17 protein-coding genes are annotated in these 17,235 nt (G+C 55.9%); 5 read left to right on the top strand and 12 right to left on the bottom strand.

Annotated elements, in window-relative coordinates; all coding sequences use genetic code 11:
* Window positions 1-11 precede the first annotated feature (11 nt).
* The 6 genes from odhB to E5201_RS02140 form a co-directional block, all read right to left on the bottom strand.
* Window positions 12-1,508, bottom strand: coding sequence for a 2-oxoglutarate dehydrogenase complex dihydrolipoyllysine-residue succinyltransferase (gene odhB / locus E5201_RS02165; RefSeq protein ID WP_140984351.1), 1,497 nt, complete (start codon window positions 1,506-1,508; stop codon window positions 12-14).
* 48 nt (window positions 1,509-1,556) lie between these two features.
* A complete protein-coding gene (locus E5201_RS02160; protein ID WP_140984350.1) occupies window positions 1,557-4,523 on the bottom strand; it encodes a 2-oxoglutarate dehydrogenase E1 component in 2,967 nt (988 codons plus the stop codon).
* Window positions 4,524-4,783: 260 nt separating this feature from the next.
* A complete protein-coding gene (gene sucD / locus E5201_RS02155) occupies window positions 4,784-5,668 on the bottom strand; it encodes a succinate--CoA ligase subunit alpha (RefSeq protein ID WP_140984349.1) in 885 nt (294 codons plus the stop codon).
* A gap of 9 nt (window positions 5,669-5,677) precedes the next feature.
* On the bottom strand, window positions 5,678-6,874 hold the full coding sequence (sucC, locus tag E5201_RS02150; RefSeq protein WP_140984348.1) for an ADP-forming succinate--CoA ligase subunit beta: 1,197 nt from the start codon (window positions 6,872-6,874) through the stop codon (window positions 5,678-5,680).
* A gap of 233 nt (window positions 6,875-7,107) precedes the next feature.
* A complete protein-coding gene (locus E5201_RS02145; protein ID WP_140984347.1) occupies window positions 7,108-8,373 on the bottom strand; it encodes a spinster family MFS transporter in 1,266 nt (421 codons plus the stop codon).
* A 40-nt stretch (window positions 8,374-8,413) separates the two neighbouring features.
* On the bottom strand, window positions 8,414-8,980 hold the full coding sequence (locus E5201_RS02140; RefSeq protein ID WP_246050356.1) for a DUF2306 domain-containing protein: 567 nt from the start codon (window positions 8,978-8,980) through the stop codon (window positions 8,414-8,416).
* 26 nt (window positions 8,981-9,006) lie between these two features.
* On the opposite strand from E5201_RS02140, the gene E5201_RS02135 reads away from it, so the two are divergent.
* A complete protein-coding gene (locus E5201_RS02135) occupies window positions 9,007-9,810 on the top strand; it encodes a LytTR family DNA-binding domain-containing protein (RefSeq protein WP_140984346.1) in 804 nt (267 codons plus the stop codon).
* On the opposite strand, the gene E5201_RS02130 is transcribed toward E5201_RS02135, so the two are convergent.
* Genes E5201_RS02130 through E5201_RS02110 form a run of 5 tightly spaced genes read right to left on the bottom strand, consistent with a single transcriptional unit; the run spans window position 9,807 to window position 12,327 of the window.
* Window positions 9,807-10,508: a YceI family protein gene (locus E5201_RS02130; protein ID WP_140984345.1), complete on the bottom strand. Its 702-nt coding sequence runs from the start codon at window positions 10,506-10,508 to the stop codon at window positions 9,807-9,809. The genes E5201_RS02135 and E5201_RS02130 overlap by 4 nt on opposite strands.
* A gap of 36 nt (window positions 10,509-10,544) precedes the next feature.
* Window positions 10,545-11,015 (bottom strand): SRPBCC family protein, encoded by a 471-nt coding sequence (locus E5201_RS02125; RefSeq protein WP_140984344.1) that lies wholly within the window; start codon window positions 11,013-11,015, stop codon window positions 10,545-10,547.
* A gap of 12 nt (window positions 11,016-11,027) precedes the next feature.
* Window positions 11,028-11,447, bottom strand: a complete 420-nt coding sequence (locus tag E5201_RS02120) for a VOC family protein (RefSeq protein WP_140984343.1) — start codon at window positions 11,445-11,447, stop codon at window positions 11,028-11,030.
* 14 nt (window positions 11,448-11,461) lie between these two features.
* Window positions 11,462-11,974 carry an SRPBCC domain-containing protein gene (locus E5201_RS02115; RefSeq protein ID WP_140984342.1) on the bottom strand — a complete coding sequence of 171 codons (513 nt, stop codon included), beginning with the start codon at window positions 11,972-11,974 and terminating at the stop codon, window positions 11,462-11,464.
* A complete protein-coding gene (locus E5201_RS02110; RefSeq protein WP_140984341.1) occupies window positions 11,971-12,327 on the bottom strand; it encodes an ArsR/SmtB family transcription factor in 357 nt (118 codons plus the stop codon). The genes E5201_RS02115 and E5201_RS02110 overlap by 4 nt, the downstream gene beginning before the upstream one ends.
* 132 nt (window positions 12,328-12,459) lie before the next feature.
* Here E5201_RS02110 and E5201_RS02105 point away from each other — a divergent pair, with 132 nt between their 5' ends.
* From E5201_RS02105 to E5201_RS02090, 4 genes are all read left to right on the top strand, one after another.
* Entirely contained in the window at window positions 12,460-13,761 is a 1,302-nt protein-coding gene (locus tag E5201_RS02105) for a bifunctional folylpolyglutamate synthase/dihydrofolate synthase (protein ID WP_140984340.1), read from the top strand.
* Window positions 13,762-13,822: 61 nt separating this feature from the next.
* On the top strand, window positions 13,823-14,563 hold the full coding sequence (gene trmD / locus E5201_RS02100; protein WP_140984339.1) for a tRNA (guanosine(37)-N1)-methyltransferase TrmD: 741 nt from the start codon (window positions 13,823-13,825) through the stop codon (window positions 14,561-14,563).
* Between the two features lie 24 nt (window positions 14,564-14,587).
* Window positions 14,588-15,022: a 50S ribosomal protein L19 gene (rplS, locus tag E5201_RS02095; protein ID WP_140984338.1), complete on the top strand. Its 435-nt coding sequence runs from the start codon at window positions 14,588-14,590 to the stop codon at window positions 15,020-15,022.
* Between the two features lie 151 nt (window positions 15,023-15,173).
* Entirely contained in the window at window positions 15,174-16,325 is a 1,152-nt protein-coding gene (locus E5201_RS02090; protein ID WP_140984337.1) for a PQQ-dependent sugar dehydrogenase, read from the top strand.
* Between the two features lie 37 nt (window positions 16,326-16,362).
* Here the strand turns inward: E5201_RS02090 and E5201_RS02085 are convergent, their stop codons facing one another.
* Entirely contained in the window at window positions 16,363-17,205 is an 843-nt protein-coding gene (locus E5201_RS02085; protein ID WP_140984336.1) for a hypothetical protein, read from the bottom strand.
* Window positions 17,206-17,235 lie beyond the last annotated feature (30 nt).

Here is a 17,235-nt window from a genome sequence, read left to right as displayed (position 1 = left end):
CCTTAAGATTTCTAGACGTCCAGAATGAAGCGTTGCGGGTCTTCAAGACCCTCCTTGATCTTCACGAGGAAGGTCACGGCTTCCTTGCCATCAACGATACGGTGATCATAGCTGAGGGCCAGATACATCATTGGGCGGATAACGATCTGCTTATCGACGACAACGGCACGTTCCTTGATGGCGTGCATACCCAAAATACCGACCTGCGGCATGTTAAGGATCGGCGTCGACATCAGCGAACCGTAAATGCCCCCATTGGTGATGGTGAAGGTACCGCCCTGAAGTTGATCCAGAGAGAGGGTACCATCACGGGCCTGCTTACCAAGGGCGGCAATGCCCTTTTCGATACCGGCCAGCGACAGGGTGTCGACATCGCGCAGCACCGGCACGACAAGACCCTTTTCCGTACCTACGGCAACGCCGAGGTCGTAATGGTTCTTGTAAATGATGTCCGTGCCTTCGATTTCGGCATTAACCGCCGGAATATCCTTAAGGGCCGCAACCACCGCCTTGGCGAAGAAGGACATGAAACCAAGCTTCACACCGTGACGCTTTTCAAAGACGTCCTTATAGGTGTTACGCAGCGCCATAACGGTCGACATATCAACTTCGTTGAAGGTCGTCAGCTGAGCCGCGGTGTTTTGCGATTCCTTCAGGCGACGGGCGATGGTCTGACGCAGGCGCGTCATCTTCACACGCTCTTCGCGCGGGCCGACTTCGCGGGCCGGGGCCGCTGCCACAGGGGCAGAAGCTGCCGGGGCAGGATTAGCCAGAGCCGCCAGTGCGTCCCCCTTAGTTACACGACCGTCCTTACCGGAACCGGCAATGCCAGAGGTGTTGAGGCCGGTTTCAGAAACGATGCGCTGAACGGCCGGTGACAGATGATTTGACGCCGGTTGGGCTGCCGCAGGCGCTGCCTGAGGCGCAGCAGGGGCAGCCGCTGGTGCGGGCGCAGACGCGGATACCGAACCATCCGTAGAGATTTTGGCGATGACCTGACCGGGAGTGACGGTCGCGCCGTCTGCGGCCACGATCTCGGCCAGCGTACCGTCCGCAGGTGCCGCCACTTCAACCGCCACCTTATCGGTTTCGATCTCAACGAGGACTTCGTCCTTTTTAACTGCATCGCCGACTTTTTTACGCCATGAGGATATCGCGCCCTCGGCAACGGATTCACCCATAACCGGCGTCTTAACCTCAAGCAGGGCCGCGGAACCCGCTTTCGGCGCTTCGGCTTTAGGTGCGGCCGCAGGTGCAGAGGCCGCAGCGGCACCGGCCGCACCTACGCGACCAAGGATCGCGCCGGGGGTAACGGTGTCGCCTTCACCGGCAAGGATTTCTGTCAGGGTGCCATCCGCAGGCGCGGCGACTTCGAGTGAAACCTTATCGGTTTCAAGTTCGACAAGCACTTCGTCTTTTTTAACGGCATCGCCGGGTTTTTTGGCCCAGCGGCCAACAGTAGCTTCGGCGACAGATTCGCCCAGTACGGGGGTAAGGATATCGGCCATGTGTTTCAGGCTCCGGAAATATAATGTGTATCAGTAAGGGCGAATGAATCAGGCGAAGGCGTCGGTCAGGAAGGCTTCGAGTTCCTTCAGGTGGCGGCTCATGACACCTGCGGCGGTCGAGGCAGAGGCCGGACGACCGACATAGCGGGCGCGCTTGGCCTTAACCTTCAGCTTGTCGAGCGTCAGTTCGAGCCACGGATCAACAAAGGTCCATGCGCCCATATTCTTCGGCTCTTCCTGTACCCAGACCAGTTCGGCGTTTTTAAAGCGGCCCAGTTCCGTCAGCAGCGACTTCATCGGCCAGGGATAGAACTGTTCCAGACGCATGATATAGACGTCCTTGACCTGCTTCTTTTCACGGTCTTCGAGCAGGTCGTAATAGACCTTACCCGAACACAGAAGGACGCGGCGGATCTTGTCGTCGGCCACCAGCTTAACGCCAGCGACGTCTGGACGCAGTTCGGCGTCATCCTGAAGCACGCGGTGGAAGCTTGAACCTTCCGAAATCTCGGAAAGGGTTGAAACCGCCTTCTTGTGACGCAGCAAAGACTTGGGCGTCATCAGGATCAGCGGCTTACGGAACGGCCGGTGAATCTGGCGACGCAGGATGTGGAAATAGTTGGCGGGCGTCGAGCAGTTAGCGACCTGCATATTGTCTTCGGCGCACAGTTGCAGGAAGCGTTCAAGGCGTGCGGACGAGTGTTCCGGCCCCTGACCTTCGTAACCGTGCGGCAAAAGCATCACCAGACCCGACATACGCAGCCACTTGCGCTCACCCGACGAGATGAACTGGTCGATTACGACCTGTGCGCCGTTGACGAAGTCACCGAACTGACCTTCCCACAGCACCAGCGTGTTGGGATCAGCCAGAGAATAACCGTATTCATAACCAAGCACCGCTTCTTCGGACAGGGCTGAGTCGATGACCTCGTAATGGGCCTGACCCTCGCGGATATGGTTCAGCGGCAGGTAACGCTCTTCGGTCGTCTGATCGACAAAAGCCGAGTGACGTTGCGAGAAGGTACCGCGCACCGAGTCCTGACCGGACAGGCGGATATTGAAGCCTTCATCAAGCAGCGAACCAAACGCCAGATGTTCGGCCAGCGCCCAGTCGATATTCTGACCGGATTCAACCGCCTGACGACGGGCATCGACCACACGCTTAAGCGTTTTGTGGATATTCACTTCATTCGGAATATGGGTGATGCGTTCACCGATTTCCTTGATACGGGCCAGCGGCACCGAGGTAGACCCGCGACGCTCGTCTTCTTCGGGCAGGCCGAGACCTGACCACTTGCCGTCCAGCCAGTCCGCCTTGGTCGCCTTATAGGTCTTACCGGCTTCAAATTCGGCATCGAGGAAATCATCAAATTCCTTGATGAAGCCGTCAACTTCTTCCTGTGTGAGCACGCCTTCCTGAATCAGGCGCTGACCATAGAGTTCACGGGTCGACGGATGATCCTTGATCTTGGCGTACATCAAAGGCTGGGTGAAGGTCGGGTCATCACCTTCGTTATGGCCGAAGCGGCGATAACAGAACATATCGACGACCACGTCCTTAGCAAACTGCTGGCGGAACTCGGTGGCGATCTTGGCGGCGAAAACAACCGCTTCGGGATCATCCCCATTGACGTGGAAAATCGGCGCGGCAACCATCAAAGCCACATCCGACGGATAGGGCGATGAGCGCGAATTGTGCGGCGATGTCGTGAAACCGATCTGGTTATTGATCACGAAGTGGATCGTCCCGCCGGTGTGATAGCCCCTCAGGCCCATCAGCGCCAGACACTCCATGCCCACGCCCTGACCGGCAAAGGCCGCATCGCCGTGGATCAGAAGCGCCGTCGCACCGGTGCGGTTTACGACCGGATTATTGCGATCCTTGATCTGGAAGGCCTGCTTGGCGCGCGTCTTACCCAGAACCACCGGATTGACGATTTCAAGGTGCGACGGGTTAGCCGTCAGCGACAGATGGACATTATTGCCATCGAACTCACGATCCGAAGACGCACCCATATGGTATTTCACGTCGCCGGTAGAGTCGGTATCGAGCGGCACCGAAGACCCGCCCTGAAACTCATGGAATACGGCGCGATAAGGCTTGCCCATAACGCCACACAGCACATTCAAACGACCACGGTGAGCCATGCCAAGAATGATGTCCTGCACGCCCAGATGACCACCCCGCTTGATGATCTGCTCAAGGGCGGGCACCATGGCCTCACCACCGTCCAGACCAAAGCGCTTGGTGCCAGGGAAGCGGCGGTGAATGAAGCGCTCAAAGCACTCGGTTTCCACCAGCTTACGCAGGATGGCGATCTTGCCTTCCTTGGTGAAGGTGATTTCCTTATCGCGGCCTTCGATGCGCTCCTGAACCCAGGCCTTCTCCGCCGGATCGGCAATATGCATATATTGCACGCCGATATTGGCGCAGTAGGTGCGCTTGACGATGGCGATGATTTCACGAAGGGTCGCGGTTTCCAGCCCCAGAACGCCGTCGATAAAGATCGGACGATCCATGTCGGCGTCAGTAAAGCCCCAGTGCGACGGCTCAAGCTCGGCATTGTGCTTCGGCGCTTCGATACCCAACGGATCAAGATTGGAATGCAGATGTCCGCGAATACGATAGGCGCGGATCAGCATCAGGGCGCGAACGGAATCGCGCGCGGCATTTTTCAGGTCATCGGGGTTGGTCACAGCCCCCTTGGCGACGGCCTTGTCAGCAATGGTTTTCTCAACCTTTGCGCCAACGGCGGGCCAGAACCCGTCCATAGCCGAGGTCAGTTCGTCGCGCGTCTCAACGACCGGACGTGCCCAGCCGCCCACGGCAGCGTTTTCCGACACATTGGCCGGTGCATCTGACAATTGATCGAAGAAAGCCCGCCATGCGGGAGAGACAGAGGCGGGGTCATTGGCCCATTTTGCCTGTATCTGCTCAATGAATACGGCGTTACCGCCATAGAGAAACGAGGTTTCCGCAAAAACCTGATTCAGCCGACCCTGATCGTCCGCCATTCTATACCTGCTGCGAAGCGGCCAATTACGACACCGCTTCCCTTTCGTATGTGTGTTAAGCGGCCAATTACGACACCGCCATGATAAGGCCTATACCCTGTTTAAAAGGTATTGAGAACCTCTTAAGGGGAAAATTCTCGTATGGGAAATATTCGCGGCAATATTATGGTTTTACACTTACCCACAGACCATTTCGCACAAAATAAAAGGCGCACAACCGAAGCCGTGCGCCTTGATATGGATTGATGTCTTAGCGACGTTTAGCCCTTCAGCACTTCCAGAAGTGTCGAACCGAGAGCGGCCGGAGACGGTGCCACACGGATGCCTGCGGCTTCCATCGCGGCAATCTTGTCTTCCGCGCCACCCTTACCACCGGAGATGATAGCACCGGCATGGCCCATGCGACGACCCGGAGGCGCCGTGCGACCGGCGATGAAACCGGCCATTGGCTTTTTACGGCCACGCTTGGCTTCGTCGCGCAGGAACTGAGCGGCTTCTTCTTCGGCGGACCCGCCAATTTCACCGATCATGATGATCGACTGGGTTTCATCGTCAGCCAGGAACATTTCCAGGACGTCGATAAATTCCGTACCCTTGACCGGATCGCCACCGATGCCGACAGCGGTCGTTTGGCCGAGGCCTGCATTGGTTGTCTGGAATACGGCTTCATAGGTCAGGGTGCCGGAACGTGAAACCACGCCGACCGAACCCTTTGAGAAGATGTTGCCCGGCATGATGCCGATCTTGCATTCGTTCGGCGTCAGAACGCCGGGGCAATTCGGGCCAATCAGGCGCGACTTGGAACCCGAAAGGGCGCGCTTGACCTTGACCATGTCGAGAACCGGAATGCCTTCGGTGATGCAGACGATCAGTTCGATCTCGGCCTCAATAGCCTCAAGGATGGCGTCAGCGGCGAAGGGCGGCGGCACATAGATGGCCGAAGCGCTTGCGCCTGTGCGGTCTTTGGCTTCGGCAACCGAGTCAAATACCGGCAGACCGATATGGGTCGAGCCGCCCTTGCCGGGCGTTACACCGCCAACAACCTGCGTGCCATAGGCAATCGCCTGCTCAGAGTGGAAGGTGCCTTGCGCGCCGGTGAAGCCCTGCGTGATGACCTTGGTGTTTTTATTGATAAGTACTGACATATCTAAACCTTAGCCCTTCACGGCTTTGACGATTTTAGCGGCCGCATCGGCCAGGTCGTCGGCGGCAATAACGTTCAGGCCGCTGTCATTGATGATTTTCTTGCCGAGTTCGACATTGGTGCCTTCCAGACGCACGACCAGCGGCACTTTCAGGCCCACTTCCTTCACGGCAGCGATAACGCCTTCCGCGATGATGTCACACTTCATGATACCGCCGAAGATATTGACCAGAATACCCTTCACCTTAGGATCAGAGGTAATGATCTTGAAGGCCGCCGTCACCTTTTCTGTCGTAGCACCGCCGCCGACATCAAGGAAGTTGGCCGGCTCGGAACCATAGAGCTTGATGATATCCAGTGTCGCCATGGCAAGACCGGCCCCATTGACCATACAGCCGATTTCACCATCAAGGGCGATATAGCTGAGGTCAAACTTCGAAGCTTCGATTTCTTTCTGGTCTTCTTCGGTTTCGTCGCGCAGGGCAACGATATCGGGATGACGGAACAGGGAGTTGGAATCGAAAGACACCTTGGCATCCAGCACGATCAGCTTTTCATCACCGGTAACAACCAGCGGGTTGATTTCCAGCATGTCCATGTCTTTGGCAAGGAAAGCCGTATAAAGCTGAGTCAGGAGCTTCGCACCCTGCTTGGCGAGGTCACCTTTCAGGTTCAGGGCACGCGCCAGCGCGCGGCCATGATGCGGGAATATGCCGGTGGCCGGATCAATCGTGAAGGTGATGATCTTTTCCGGCGTGTTGTGGGCCACCTCTTCGATATCCATGCCGCCTTCGGTCGAGGCCACTACGCTGACGCGCGAAGAAACACGATCCACCAGCAAGGACAGATAAAGCTCCTTGGCGATGTCCGCACCTTCTTCGATATACAGTCGGTTAACCTGCTTGCCGGCAGCGCCCGTCTGGTGCGTCACCAGCACGCGGCCAAGCATTTCATCGGCGTTCGCCTTGACGTCGTCTGCGGTCTTTACAACGCGCACACCGCCCTTGGCGTCAGGGCCGAGGCCTTCGAAACGACCCTTGCCACGCCCACCGGCATGAATTTGCGACTTGACGACAAAAACAGGTGATCCCTGCAATTGCTTGGCAGCCTCTTTGGCTTCGTTGGGGGAATAGGCAGGAAAACCGCGCGGAACGGCAACGCCGAACTCTTTAAGGACGGCCTTAGCTTGATGCTCGTGAATGTTCATGGAACCGGTCTTGGTAAAAAATTGAATCCCGAAACCGCAGACTAGCCACGGCGAGACGACAAAGCTGAACGATGGACGCTATCTTCGTATCAGATGTACGACTATCGATCAAAACGACTAATGGGCGAACCTCGTTGCTCGTCCGGTTTTGGACAGCTTTATAAGGTTCCCATTTCTGTTGTGCAACCGCAAGATCACATTAATTTTATCGAAAAGACCAATTACAGGTAGCGCTATCGCTGCTCTTTCAGGTCACGCCTGAGGGTAAGCGTTGTCAGGAGAAAACATCCGGCGCCCAAAACATAAAAACCCAACCCCCAGCTTACGGCTATTTTAAGCGCCTCTTCGGCATAATTATATGATAAATAATCAGAAAATGCCCCCAATACCCATGAACCAAACCCCAGACCGATAATATTGGTGATAAAGAGAAATATGGCTGAGGCCAGAACGCGGTGCGCAGGCAAGACAATATGGTGCAGACAGGCAAGCGTTGGCCCCATCCACACCAGCCCCAGAGCCTGCGCCAGCACCAGAAGCCAGAAGCCGCCAAAACTGTTGAAGGCAAAACCATCAATCAGAAGCACCAGCGCATAAAGGGGGATGCACAGCAAATAAGCCCCCGCCGGTAACCAGACATAGTAATGCGGATTGGATGCGCTTAGACGGTCAGCAAAATAACCACCCGCAATAATACCAATAACACCGCCAATCAGCACCACCAACCCAAAACCGACCGATGCGGACACCAGTCCGGCCTCAAAAGAACGCATAAAGACTGACGGCAACCAAAACATCAGCCCGTAGCCGATGACCGACGACAGGGACGCCCCCAGCGAGATCAGCCACAGGCTGCGATTGCTAAGTACGGCATACAGGGCTTCGGTCGTGGCATCAGACGAGGCCGTCTCTTTTTTGGGACCACCCGCCTCCCTGACCAGCCAGAAAAATAAAGGCGCAAAGATAATGCCCATCAGGCCGATGGCGATAAACGCCACGCGCCAGTTAAAATGCGCCGCCACAAGCCCGCCAAAGACAATACCAATAGCCGACCCCACAGGCACCCCCAGCGAAAACACCCCCAGAGCCCGCGCACGATGTTGCGGCGGATAAAGATCGCTGATCAGGCTATGGGCCGGGGCCACACCACCAGCCTCACCGACACCTACGCCGAAACGCCCAAGCGCCAGCATGGCATAGTTACCAGCCAGTCCGCAAAAGGCCGTCATGGCGCTCCAGGCAATAAGAGACAGACCGATCAGTCTTTTTCGACCAATCCTATGGGCATAAAGGGCAACAGGGATACCCACCAATGTATAAAAGAAGGCGAAGGCAAAACCACCCAGCCAGCCAAGCTGGGCATCCGACAGGCCCAGTTCGGCCTTAATGGGTTGCGCCAGAATACTGAGTATCTGGCGATCGACAAAGTTGAAAATATAAACGATCAGTAACAGGATCAGGCTTATGTGAGCCGTCTTTTCGATCCTGATATGTGCCATATTCACGCCCCGTTTTAGGAAACGAAACCTAGCATATCGTTTACAATTGCATAGCGTTTTTTAACTTAAAAACACCTGCCACATCAAACGACCGGGGATAAAAGTGAACAGGCCCGCAATCACCACCCCCCCCAAAGTACAGACCATAGGCACTCAGCCGATGCCTTTTGATCTGCTTACGCCGCGCAAGCCAGATCAGCATAGGCGCCGCAATCGTTGTCCAGCCGGACAGGGCATGAATCAGACTGAAATGTCCATCATTAATCTCACGGATAAAGAAACTACTGAGGGCCGTTGTCAGCATGAGTCCCACCCAGACCCAGCCAAACAATCGGTGTGGCAAGATACCCTTAGGCCCTACAAGCAATATCAGGCCCAGAACAAAAGCCAGTACAGCCGCCCCGAGATGTATCTGTATGGCCACTTCCTGACGACTGATCAGGCCCATATCCGGTGGGTTCAGATAAAACCACGCCATCAAACCACTCATGGCCAGCATTAATACAGATACGCGTAGGGATACCGGTATCCTGTCCGGCAGTGCTACATCAGACGATTTCATTTCCACACCCGCTTTGACCTCAGTTAAAAACACGGCCATAAGCACAGAGTTAAGCCTGAGGATCCGGATGAATGCGTGAGAAGCCTGCCCTGATACGTGAAACACAACCCGCGACCACTCACGCTTCGTGGATGGACCCGGAAAAATATGGATGGGTCAGGATCTATGCCCTGGCGATTATATTAGCGATCATATTGGCCATCACCTCTGCCGCTGGCACAGGCAACCAGAGCTTCGGTGTCCGTCTGGTTTACTGGATTGGCCTTATGGCAGGCGGCACAGCCATAGCGCAGGGGGTGGACGGGTTGATGGGTAAGGCCGGTCATCTGTTTCGCAAACAAAGTCACCGCATCATTATCCATGCCTTTTTGATTATCGTGCCGATCACCCTGTTTGTCTGGGCGGTGAACAGTCTGATGTACCGTGTTTTTCTTGGGCCGGAAGCTGTTTTTACCTTGCTGGGCTATACGGTACCCATTTGTCTGGCCATGGCGGGCCTTAGAGCCCTGATGAATCCCATCCCCCGACAAAGCCACCGCTTTGCCCCTGATGCTTCACTTCCCGTTGCGTTGCGTGAGCGTCTGCCGTTTAAATTTCAACAATCAGAAATCTATGCCGTGTCAGCCGAAGACCATTATTTACGCGTCTATAGCGCCGCGGGGCAGACTCAAATTCTCATGCGTCTCTATGATGCCATTCGTGAACTTGAAGGTATAGAAGGCACCCAGACGCATCGTTCCTGGTGGGTCGCCCTTGGTGCCATAAGAGAGGTAGAAAAGAAAGACGGAAGGATCTGTCTTATTCTTACGGATGGTACGCGCGCCCCTGTCAGTCGCAGCTTCCATAAGAGTCTTCGGGCGGAAGGCTGGTTTTAAGGTTTAAGCGGTGGGCCGGTAAATTCCGTTTCAATCAGGATCAGTACCTCATCGCCAACGCCCACCTTTGAACCCGGTTCCGGTATGCCGTAGGTCATGCCAAAATCGGAGCGCTTGATATTGCCCATTGCCGAAAAACCGATGCGGGCATTAGGATCATAGACGGCCATCCCCGCATAGCCGCCATTGAACTTCACATCAAACACAGCAGGCTTTGTCACACCGCGTAAGGTCAGATTCCCCTGCACTCTGGCAGTATCGGCACCGGTACGTTCAATTGAGGTAGAGACAAAGGTCATCTCAGGGTGCCTTGCCGCATCAAACCATAGTTCTCCCAGCATATCATTCAGGAAGCCCTGCGGCGGTGTCGGTATATCGAGAGAGCGCACATCAACAGTGGCGGTCAGGGATGATTTTTCAGGATTTACAGTATCAAGCGTAAGGTTTGCGGCCACCTTGTCAAAGCCACCGGTGTATTCGGAAAAGCCGGTATGATTAACCCGAAAGGTCACACTGGTGTGACTGGCATCAATCCGATATTCACCCGCAGGCGCTTCGGTCGCCACCGCCGCTGGAAGCGGAGCCGGTGACGCCGATTTAACCTCTTCGGGTGGCGGTGCATCCGGTCTGGGGGCACAGGCCATAAGCCCGAAAAACCCCAGAAGCAAAGGCGCCGGAAATAAAGGGGTATGCTTCATCTCGTTCCTCCTGTTGTGTATTTCGGTGCCTGTTGCCTATTTCAAGGTTTGAGCCAAAGCCTCAAGCTGATCGGCGCAGATACCCCACCCCTCGTGAAAGCCCATTGCTTCGTGCTGCTGTTTCTTTTCAACCGACCAATGACGCGCACGTGCCGTATAAAGCGTCTCGCCATTTCCAAGGTCTTCAAAAGTGACAATCGCGGTCATAAACGGATCTTCTGAAGGCTCCCATGCCCGCACATAGGCATCTGTCGTCACCAGTTTTTCGTTTTCAATGACCTCAAGATAAACGCCCTGTTGCGGCATCACCTCTCCATCAGGCCCACGCATGACAAAGCTCTGAGCGCCACCGGTGTGAACATCAAGTTCGACATCCGTCACCCGCCAGGGCGCAGGGCAGAACCACTTTTCCAAGAGTGCGGGCTCCGTCCAGCAACGCCACAACAGATGGCGCGGTGCTTTAAGTGTACGTGTCAGCACCAGTTCACGTTCAGAGACATCGGACATGATTGACCTTTCTCAGCCGCAATTCGGCGTTACGGTATTGATCATCCAAGGCGTGCCGAAGCGGTCAGTCAGCATACCAAACTTCGGCGACCAGAAGGTTTCCGCAATGGGCATGGTGATGAAACGCGCACCCTCAGAAAGACGATCCCAAATAGTCTGAGCCTCTTCAGGTGTTTCCACCTGAATGGAAGCCGCAAACCCTTGAGGGGTCTGATAATAGGCCCCCGGCGCATCGGCCCCCAATAAGGTGGCATTGCCCACCTTAATACAGGCGTGCATCACCAGATTTTCCCACTCAGGCGAAAGGCCTGCATCCGCAGGTGCATCCTTGTGTTTGAGCATGAAAACAATTTCACCGCCCAGCGCCTCTGCGTAGAAGGTAAAGGCTTCCTCACAGGTTCCGTCAAAATTCAAATGGGTTTCAATATGCATTCTATCCTCCATTGTTAATTGCTGATCGCCGTTTCAAGCCGCCCAAGCGCACCCTGCCAGCCGATGACATAGCCGCCATTAACGGCCTCCTGTGTACGGGCGGGTGTCATTAGTTTTGTGTGCAGCGTCAGACGTGTATGCAGGCTGCCGTCTTTTTGCGGTTCGTCTTTAAAGCTTACGGTGACAATGGCCTGAGGCGGCAGACCTGCACCACAGGGGTTATCGATATGGGCGTTGCCTTCGTAGACAATACGTTCACCCGCGACGATGTCCGTATATATGCCTTCACAGGGATAGAGCGTCCCGTCAGGCGCGGCCATACTGACGAAAAAGCGCCCGCCGACCTGAAAATCGATCTCAACCTGATGGTTGATGAACCCTTCCGGTCCCCACCATTGGGTCACATGCTCAGGTTCAGACCACAGCCGAAACAAAAGGTCGCGCGGGGCCTTAAAGGTGCGGGTCATGACAATGTCGATTTCGGTCGGGAAACTGACCTCAAAATCTGAAAACAGGGCAGCCGTCATAGTTTGTCCTTTTCTGACTCTGCCTTATTTCGTGCCTGCAACCGCTCAACATAGGCCTCAAGCCGGTCAAGCCGCGCCTCCCAAATCCTGCGATAATCCCTAAGCCACATATCCACCTCCTGCATGGGCTCTGTCTCAAGCCGACAGGGCCGCCATTGCGCCTCACGTCCACGACTGATCAGGCCCGCCTTTTCCAGTACTTTCAGATGCTTGGACACCGCCGGCAAGCTGATGTCGAAAGGTTCCGCCAGCTCATTGACACTGGTTTCACCCAGAGACAAACGCGCCAGTATGGCCCGCCGTGTCGGATCAGCCAGCGCATGAAAAGTCAGGGACAGGGTATCAGAGGACATCAACGCGGCTCACCATTTAACTTATTGGTTAAGTAAACCCATACCCCCGTTCTGTCAAACCATATTCGCTTTACCGCTTGCCCTTGTTTCACGGCTTGGCTAACGCTCAACCGACTTCAGCGGAACCGTGACATGCCCAGACTGACAGGCCCTTCGACTCAGGCCGCTCTTGAACGCTTGCAGACCCTGCACCCGAAAGGGATTGACCTGACGCTGGGCCGGACAGAGCGTGTCTGTGCCGCGCTTGGTGATCCGCAAAAGCGTCTGCCGCCGGTGGTGCATGTGGCGGGCACCAATGGCAAGGGCTCAACCATCGCTTTGTTACGCGCCATGGCTGAGGCCGCCGGATTACGCGTCCATGTCTACAGTTCACCGCATCTGGTGCATTTTTCTGAGCGTATCCGTCTGGCCGGAACGCTGATTGACGATGCCCGTTTGGGGGATGTGATTGACCGCGTCGAAAGCGCCAATGCCGGTCAACCCCTGACCTTTTTTGAGGCTACCACTGCCGCCGCCTTTCTGGCCTTTTCAGAAACGCCAGCGGATTTGCTGCTGCTGGAGACGGGTCTTGGCGGGATTCTCGATTCGACCAATGTCATTGAACAGCCCGAACTGACCATAATTACCCCGATTGACTATGACCATAAGGCGCTATTGGGGGGCGATCTGACGACTATCGCCAAACAGAAGGCCGGTATTATCAAACAAGGCGTGCCGGTCATCAGTGCGCGTCAGCCCGAAGAAGCCGAAGCGGTGATTGTGCGTCAGGCACTGAAACGTCAGGCTCCGCTACACAGCGCCGGTCAGGACTTTTACGCCTATGCTGAGAACGGACGACTGGTGTTTCAGGACGAGGACGCGCTTTTCGATCTGCCGCTGCCGAGTCTTCAGGGCGCCCATCAGATTGATAATGCCGCTCTGGCCATCAAGGCAGCGCGGCGGTTGAACCTGCCGACTGAGGCAATAGACACCGGATTGCGAACTGCCTTCTGGCCTGCGCGTATGCAGCGTCTCAAGGCCGGGCCGTTGTATGACGCCCTGCCCGCCCACAGTGAACTGTGGCTCGATGGCGGTCATAACCCCCATGCGGCGCGAGCCTTGCGGGCGCACCTTGATGGGCTTCAGGCGCGTGATCCGAAACCGTTGCACCTGATATGCGGCCTCCTCAATACCAAGGATGCCGCCGAGTTTTTCTCGGCCTTTGCGGGTCTGTCTCCCGCCATCAGCTGTGTGGGCTTTGCATCAGATGCCGTTATCCCACCTGAAACCCTTGCTGGCGTCGCCCAACATAAGGGTTTCAGCGCGTCCGTAGCCCTCAGTCCGCTTGCGGCGATCAAGGGTCTTGATGATATACCCCAGCGCGTCCTGATTTGTGGCTCTCTCTATCTGGCGGGCGAGGTTTTGAGCCTCAGCCCTGAAACATGGCCTCAATAAAGAGACGGGCCCAAATAAGCGGCCTTTGCCCTAAAGCGAGATTGTGCTAAGGCCCGCCCCCATGTCTGAAAGCCAACAACCTTACACTGTTTCCGTACTGACCATGTGTCCCGAAGCCTTCCCCGGGCCGCTCGGGGTGTCGATCATTGGCACGGCATGGAAAGAATCTCAGATTTGGGCATTGGAAACTGTGGACATTCGCCCTTTTTCGAGCGATAAGCGCGGCTTTCTTGACGACACCCCTGCGGGTGGCGGCCCCGGACAGGTGTTAAAAGCCGACGTGATCGCCCGAGCCTTGGACAGTTTAGCGTCCGATGATCGCCCAAAGGTCTATATGAGTGCCAGAGGCAAACCCCTGACTCAGGCGCGCGTCAAAGAATGGGCAAAGGCTTCGGGACTGATTGTCCTGTGTGGTCGCTTTGAAGGGGTCGATCAACGCGTGCTGGATGCGCGCGGGTTCGAAGAGATCAGTGTCGGCGACGCCGTCCTTGCGGGCGGAGAGTCAGCGGCAATGGTCAGTATTGAGGCGGTGGTGCGGTTATTACCGGGTGTGCTCGGTGCGGCCCAAAGTCTTGAAAGTGAAAGTTTTGAGGATGGTCTCCTCGAACATCCGCAGTACACGCGACCGCGGAATTTCGAAGGCCTCGACATCCCCGAAGTGCTGTTATCCGGCGACCATAAAAAAATGGCCGTCTGGCGTCAGCAGATGAGAGAGGCAACAACGAAAGAGCGGCGTCCGGATCTCTGGGCCACCCATCTTTCCAAATTACAGGCAAACGGCGCTTCTAAACCTAAGAAGTAAGCCTCAAGAATGAAGGACTAAACCATGGCTAATCTGCTGCAACAGCTCGAAGCTGAAGAAGTTGCGAAACTGCGCGAAGGCAAGAACTTTCCTGCGTTTCAACCCGGTGACACCATCCGCGTCAACGTACGCATCAAGGAAGGCGAGCGCGAGCGCGTTCAGGCCTATGAAGGCGTTGTCATCGCCCGTGCCGGTCACGGCATCAATGAGAATTTCACCGTCCGCAAGATTTCCTTCGGTGAAGGCGTAGAGCGCGTATTCCCGCTCCTGTCGCCGAACATCGAATCTATCGAAGTCAAGCGTCGCGGTGTCGTACGTCGCGCCAAGCTGTACTATCTGCGTGATCGTCGTGGTAAGTCGGCCCGTATCGTCGAGCGTTCGCAAAACTCGACACGTGGCTCGAAGGGCGACGAACTGCGCGCTCAACTGGCCGCTTCGGAAGGCTCCAACGAGGGCTAAGCCTTCTGCGGGAAACCATTTAAAAAACCCCGTCCGGTTCATTCCGGGCGGGGTTTTTTCATGCCTGTTATGAATATTCGACAGACTTATGATTTTGTAACGTTACAGAATGTGCGCTAACCTTTCAGAAATGAAACACAGGATGACCTTCATGAACCGCCGCAAACTTTTGCTGGCCTGCGCGGCCCTGACCGCTGTCACGGCCCTTCCCGCCTGCGCCCAAGGCACGAACCAGAACACGGATCAGGACACATCGAGCCAAAATACAACAGGCAAAGCCTATGCCACTCAGGTTTTTGCCAAGGATCTGGAGCAACCCTGGGGTATGGCCTTCCTGCCTGACGGGCGTTTACTCGTCACCGAAAAAGCGGGGCGTCTGCGCCTGATCAGTGCCGACGGAAAGGCCATTCAGAACATCGGCGGTGTGCCAGAGGTAGCGGATGCCGGTCAGGGCGGTTTGCTCGGTGTGGCTATTGATCCTGACTTCGCCACCAACGGTCTGGTCTATTTCAGCTATTCCGAGCCAGACAGCAGTGGCAAGGCTGGCACAGCGGTTGCCCGTGCGCGATTAGATGGTCACAATCTGGCTGACCTTAAGGTCATCTGGCAGCAGACCCCGAAGGTCGATAGCCCGAACCATTGGGGATCGCGTCTCGCTTTTGCCAAGGACGGTAATCTGTTTGTCACTACAGGCGACCGCGCCCGATTCCGTGATCTGGCACAGGACCTGAGCACCACGATCGGCAAGGTCATCCGTATCCGGCCCGACGGCTCCGTTCCGTCCGATAATCCGTTTGTCAATCAGGCCGGTGCCAAACCTGAAATATGGTCCTATGGTCACCGCAATGTTCAGGGCGCGGCGGTACATCCGCAAACCGGTCAGCTCTGGACGAATGAACACGGCCCGCAGGGGGGTGATGAGATCAATATCGCAGAGGCCGGTAAAAACTATGGCTGGCCCCTCATCACCTATGGTGAAGAATATGGCGGCGGCAAGATCGGCACCACGGAAAAGGCAGGCCTTGAGCAGCCCCTGCATTACTGGGTGCCGTCCATCGCCCCTTCAGACATGCTGTTCTACACGGGCAAACACACGGTCTGGCAGGACAAGCTGTTTATCGGCTCGATGAAATTCCAGTATCTGAATATGATCACCGTGACGGACGGCAAGGTCACAAGCGAAGAAAAGCTACTTGAGGAATTCAATGAACGGGTAAGGGTTGTGGTTCAGGGGCCTGATGGCGCGATCTATGTCGCCTTCGACAGCGTCGATGGCCAGATCATCCGTATCGAACCCAAATAGAAAGCAAAAAGCCTCCGGTCTCCGGAGGCTTTTTCATTTATGGGACCGTTGCGGTAACATCCTGCGCATCCGGGCCGTAGTTGGCGGTTACACTGGCCGAAATATCCTGAGACAGGGTTTCCGCCGCTACAGGCTCACTCACTATCTCAGGCAAAGGGTCAGGGGCCGCTCCGGATTGGGCTGCGCTTGATGTCGCACCGTCACCCGTAATAGACGGTGGTATGACCAACTTGTCCGGTGCGCCAAAGTCCGCCCGTACGTGATGATACATGCGCTCATCCGAACAGACACAGACCTTGATGCGTTCTTCGGCATCGCGCCAGATCACCAGAGGATAGCCCGAAGGCACCTGATTGGCTTTCAGCAAAGGCTCGAGGCGGAAAACAAAATCACGACTTGCCGCCACCACCGCCGAGCGCGCCAGATCGCCGTCCGCCGGACGCATATCCGCCGGTTGCCACAAATCTTCGGGGGTGGCGCGCCAGCGACGGTAAAGTTCATAGGAACGCTCCAGCCAGATTTCAGCTATGGTCGCGCGTTCGGATGCCGTAGAATGGGTCTGGCCCTGCACATCGGCAGGCGCAAAAGGAATAATCCTGATGTCAGCACCGATGGCGGTGAATTTGGGAAGCTCACGGTCTTCCCAGGTCTTACAGGCCTCACAGTTGCGATAGGTCACCACCCACAGAACCGGCCCCTCTGTACCCGCAGACGCATAGCCCGAGGCATCAAGCAGGGTCTGGATTTCTTTCTGGTGTTTGGTGATGACAATGGGGCTATAGCGGGTAACAAAATTCCAATAGGCCCAGTATCCGCCACCGACCACCATGGCCACCAGCAATATTATGCCGATACCCCACAAAAGATGCTTTTTCGTCATGCCCTGATCCCCGCCAAATCCCGAAATGCG

The organism is Asticcacaulis tiandongensis, assembly GCF_006475605.1.
GTDB lineage: Bacteria > Pseudomonadota > Alphaproteobacteria > Caulobacterales > Caulobacteraceae > Asticcacaulis > Asticcacaulis tiandongensis.
This window is presented reverse-complemented; position numbering and strand designations above follow the sequence as displayed.

Excerpts from the sequence above, each read along its gene's own strand:
- odhB (WP_140984351.1), bottom strand. The coding sequence starts at position 1,508 with ATGGCCGATATCCTTACCCCCGTACTGGGCGAATCTGTCGCCGAAGCT.
- E5201_RS02160 (WP_140984350.1), bottom strand. The coding sequence starts at position 4,523 with ATGGCGGACGATCAGGGTCGGCTGAATCAGGTTTTTGCGGAAACCTCG.
- sucD (WP_140984349.1), bottom strand. The coding sequence starts at position 5,668 with ATGTCAGTACTTATCAATAAAAACACCAAGGTCATCACGCAGGGCTTC.
- sucC (WP_140984348.1), bottom strand. The coding sequence starts at position 6,874 with ATGAACATTCACGAGCATCAAGCTAAGGCCGTCCTTAAAGAGTTCGGC.
- E5201_RS02145 (WP_140984347.1), bottom strand. The coding sequence starts at position 8,373 with ATGGCACATATCAGGATCGAAAAGACGGCTCACATAAGCCTGATCCTG.
- E5201_RS02135 (WP_140984346.1), top strand. The coding sequence starts at position 9,007 with ATGCGTGAGAAGCCTGCCCTGATACGTGAAACACAACCCGCGACCACT.
- E5201_RS02130 (WP_140984345.1), bottom strand. The coding sequence starts at position 10,508 with ATGAAGCATACCCCTTTATTTCCGGCGCCTTTGCTTCTGGGGTTTTTC.
- E5201_RS02125 (WP_140984344.1), bottom strand. The coding sequence starts at position 11,015 with ATGTCCGATGTCTCTGAACGTGAACTGGTGCTGACACGTACACTTAAA.
- E5201_RS02120 (WP_140984343.1), bottom strand. The coding sequence starts at position 11,447 with ATGCATATTGAAACCCATTTGAATTTTGACGGAACCTGTGAGGAAGCC.
- E5201_RS02115 (WP_140984342.1), bottom strand. The coding sequence starts at position 11,974 with ATGACGGCTGCCCTGTTTTCAGATTTTGAGGTCAGTTTCCCGACCGAA.
- E5201_RS02110 (WP_140984341.1), bottom strand. The coding sequence starts at position 12,327 with ATGTCCTCTGATACCCTGTCCCTGACTTTTCATGCGCTGGCTGATCCG.
- E5201_RS02105 (WP_140984340.1), top strand. The coding sequence starts at position 12,460 with ATGCCCAGACTGACAGGCCCTTCGACTCAGGCCGCTCTTGAACGCTTG.
- trmD (WP_140984339.1), top strand. The coding sequence starts at position 13,823 with ATGTCTGAAAGCCAACAACCTTACACTGTTTCCGTACTGACCATGTGT.
- rplS (WP_140984338.1), top strand. The coding sequence starts at position 14,588 with ATGGCTAATCTGCTGCAACAGCTCGAAGCTGAAGAAGTTGCGAAACTG.
- E5201_RS02090 (WP_140984337.1), top strand. The coding sequence starts at position 15,174 with ATGAACCGCCGCAAACTTTTGCTGGCCTGCGCGGCCCTGACCGCTGTC.
- E5201_RS02085 (WP_140984336.1), bottom strand. The coding sequence starts at position 17,205 with ATGACGAAAAAGCATCTTTTGTGGGGTATCGGCATAATATTGCTGGTG.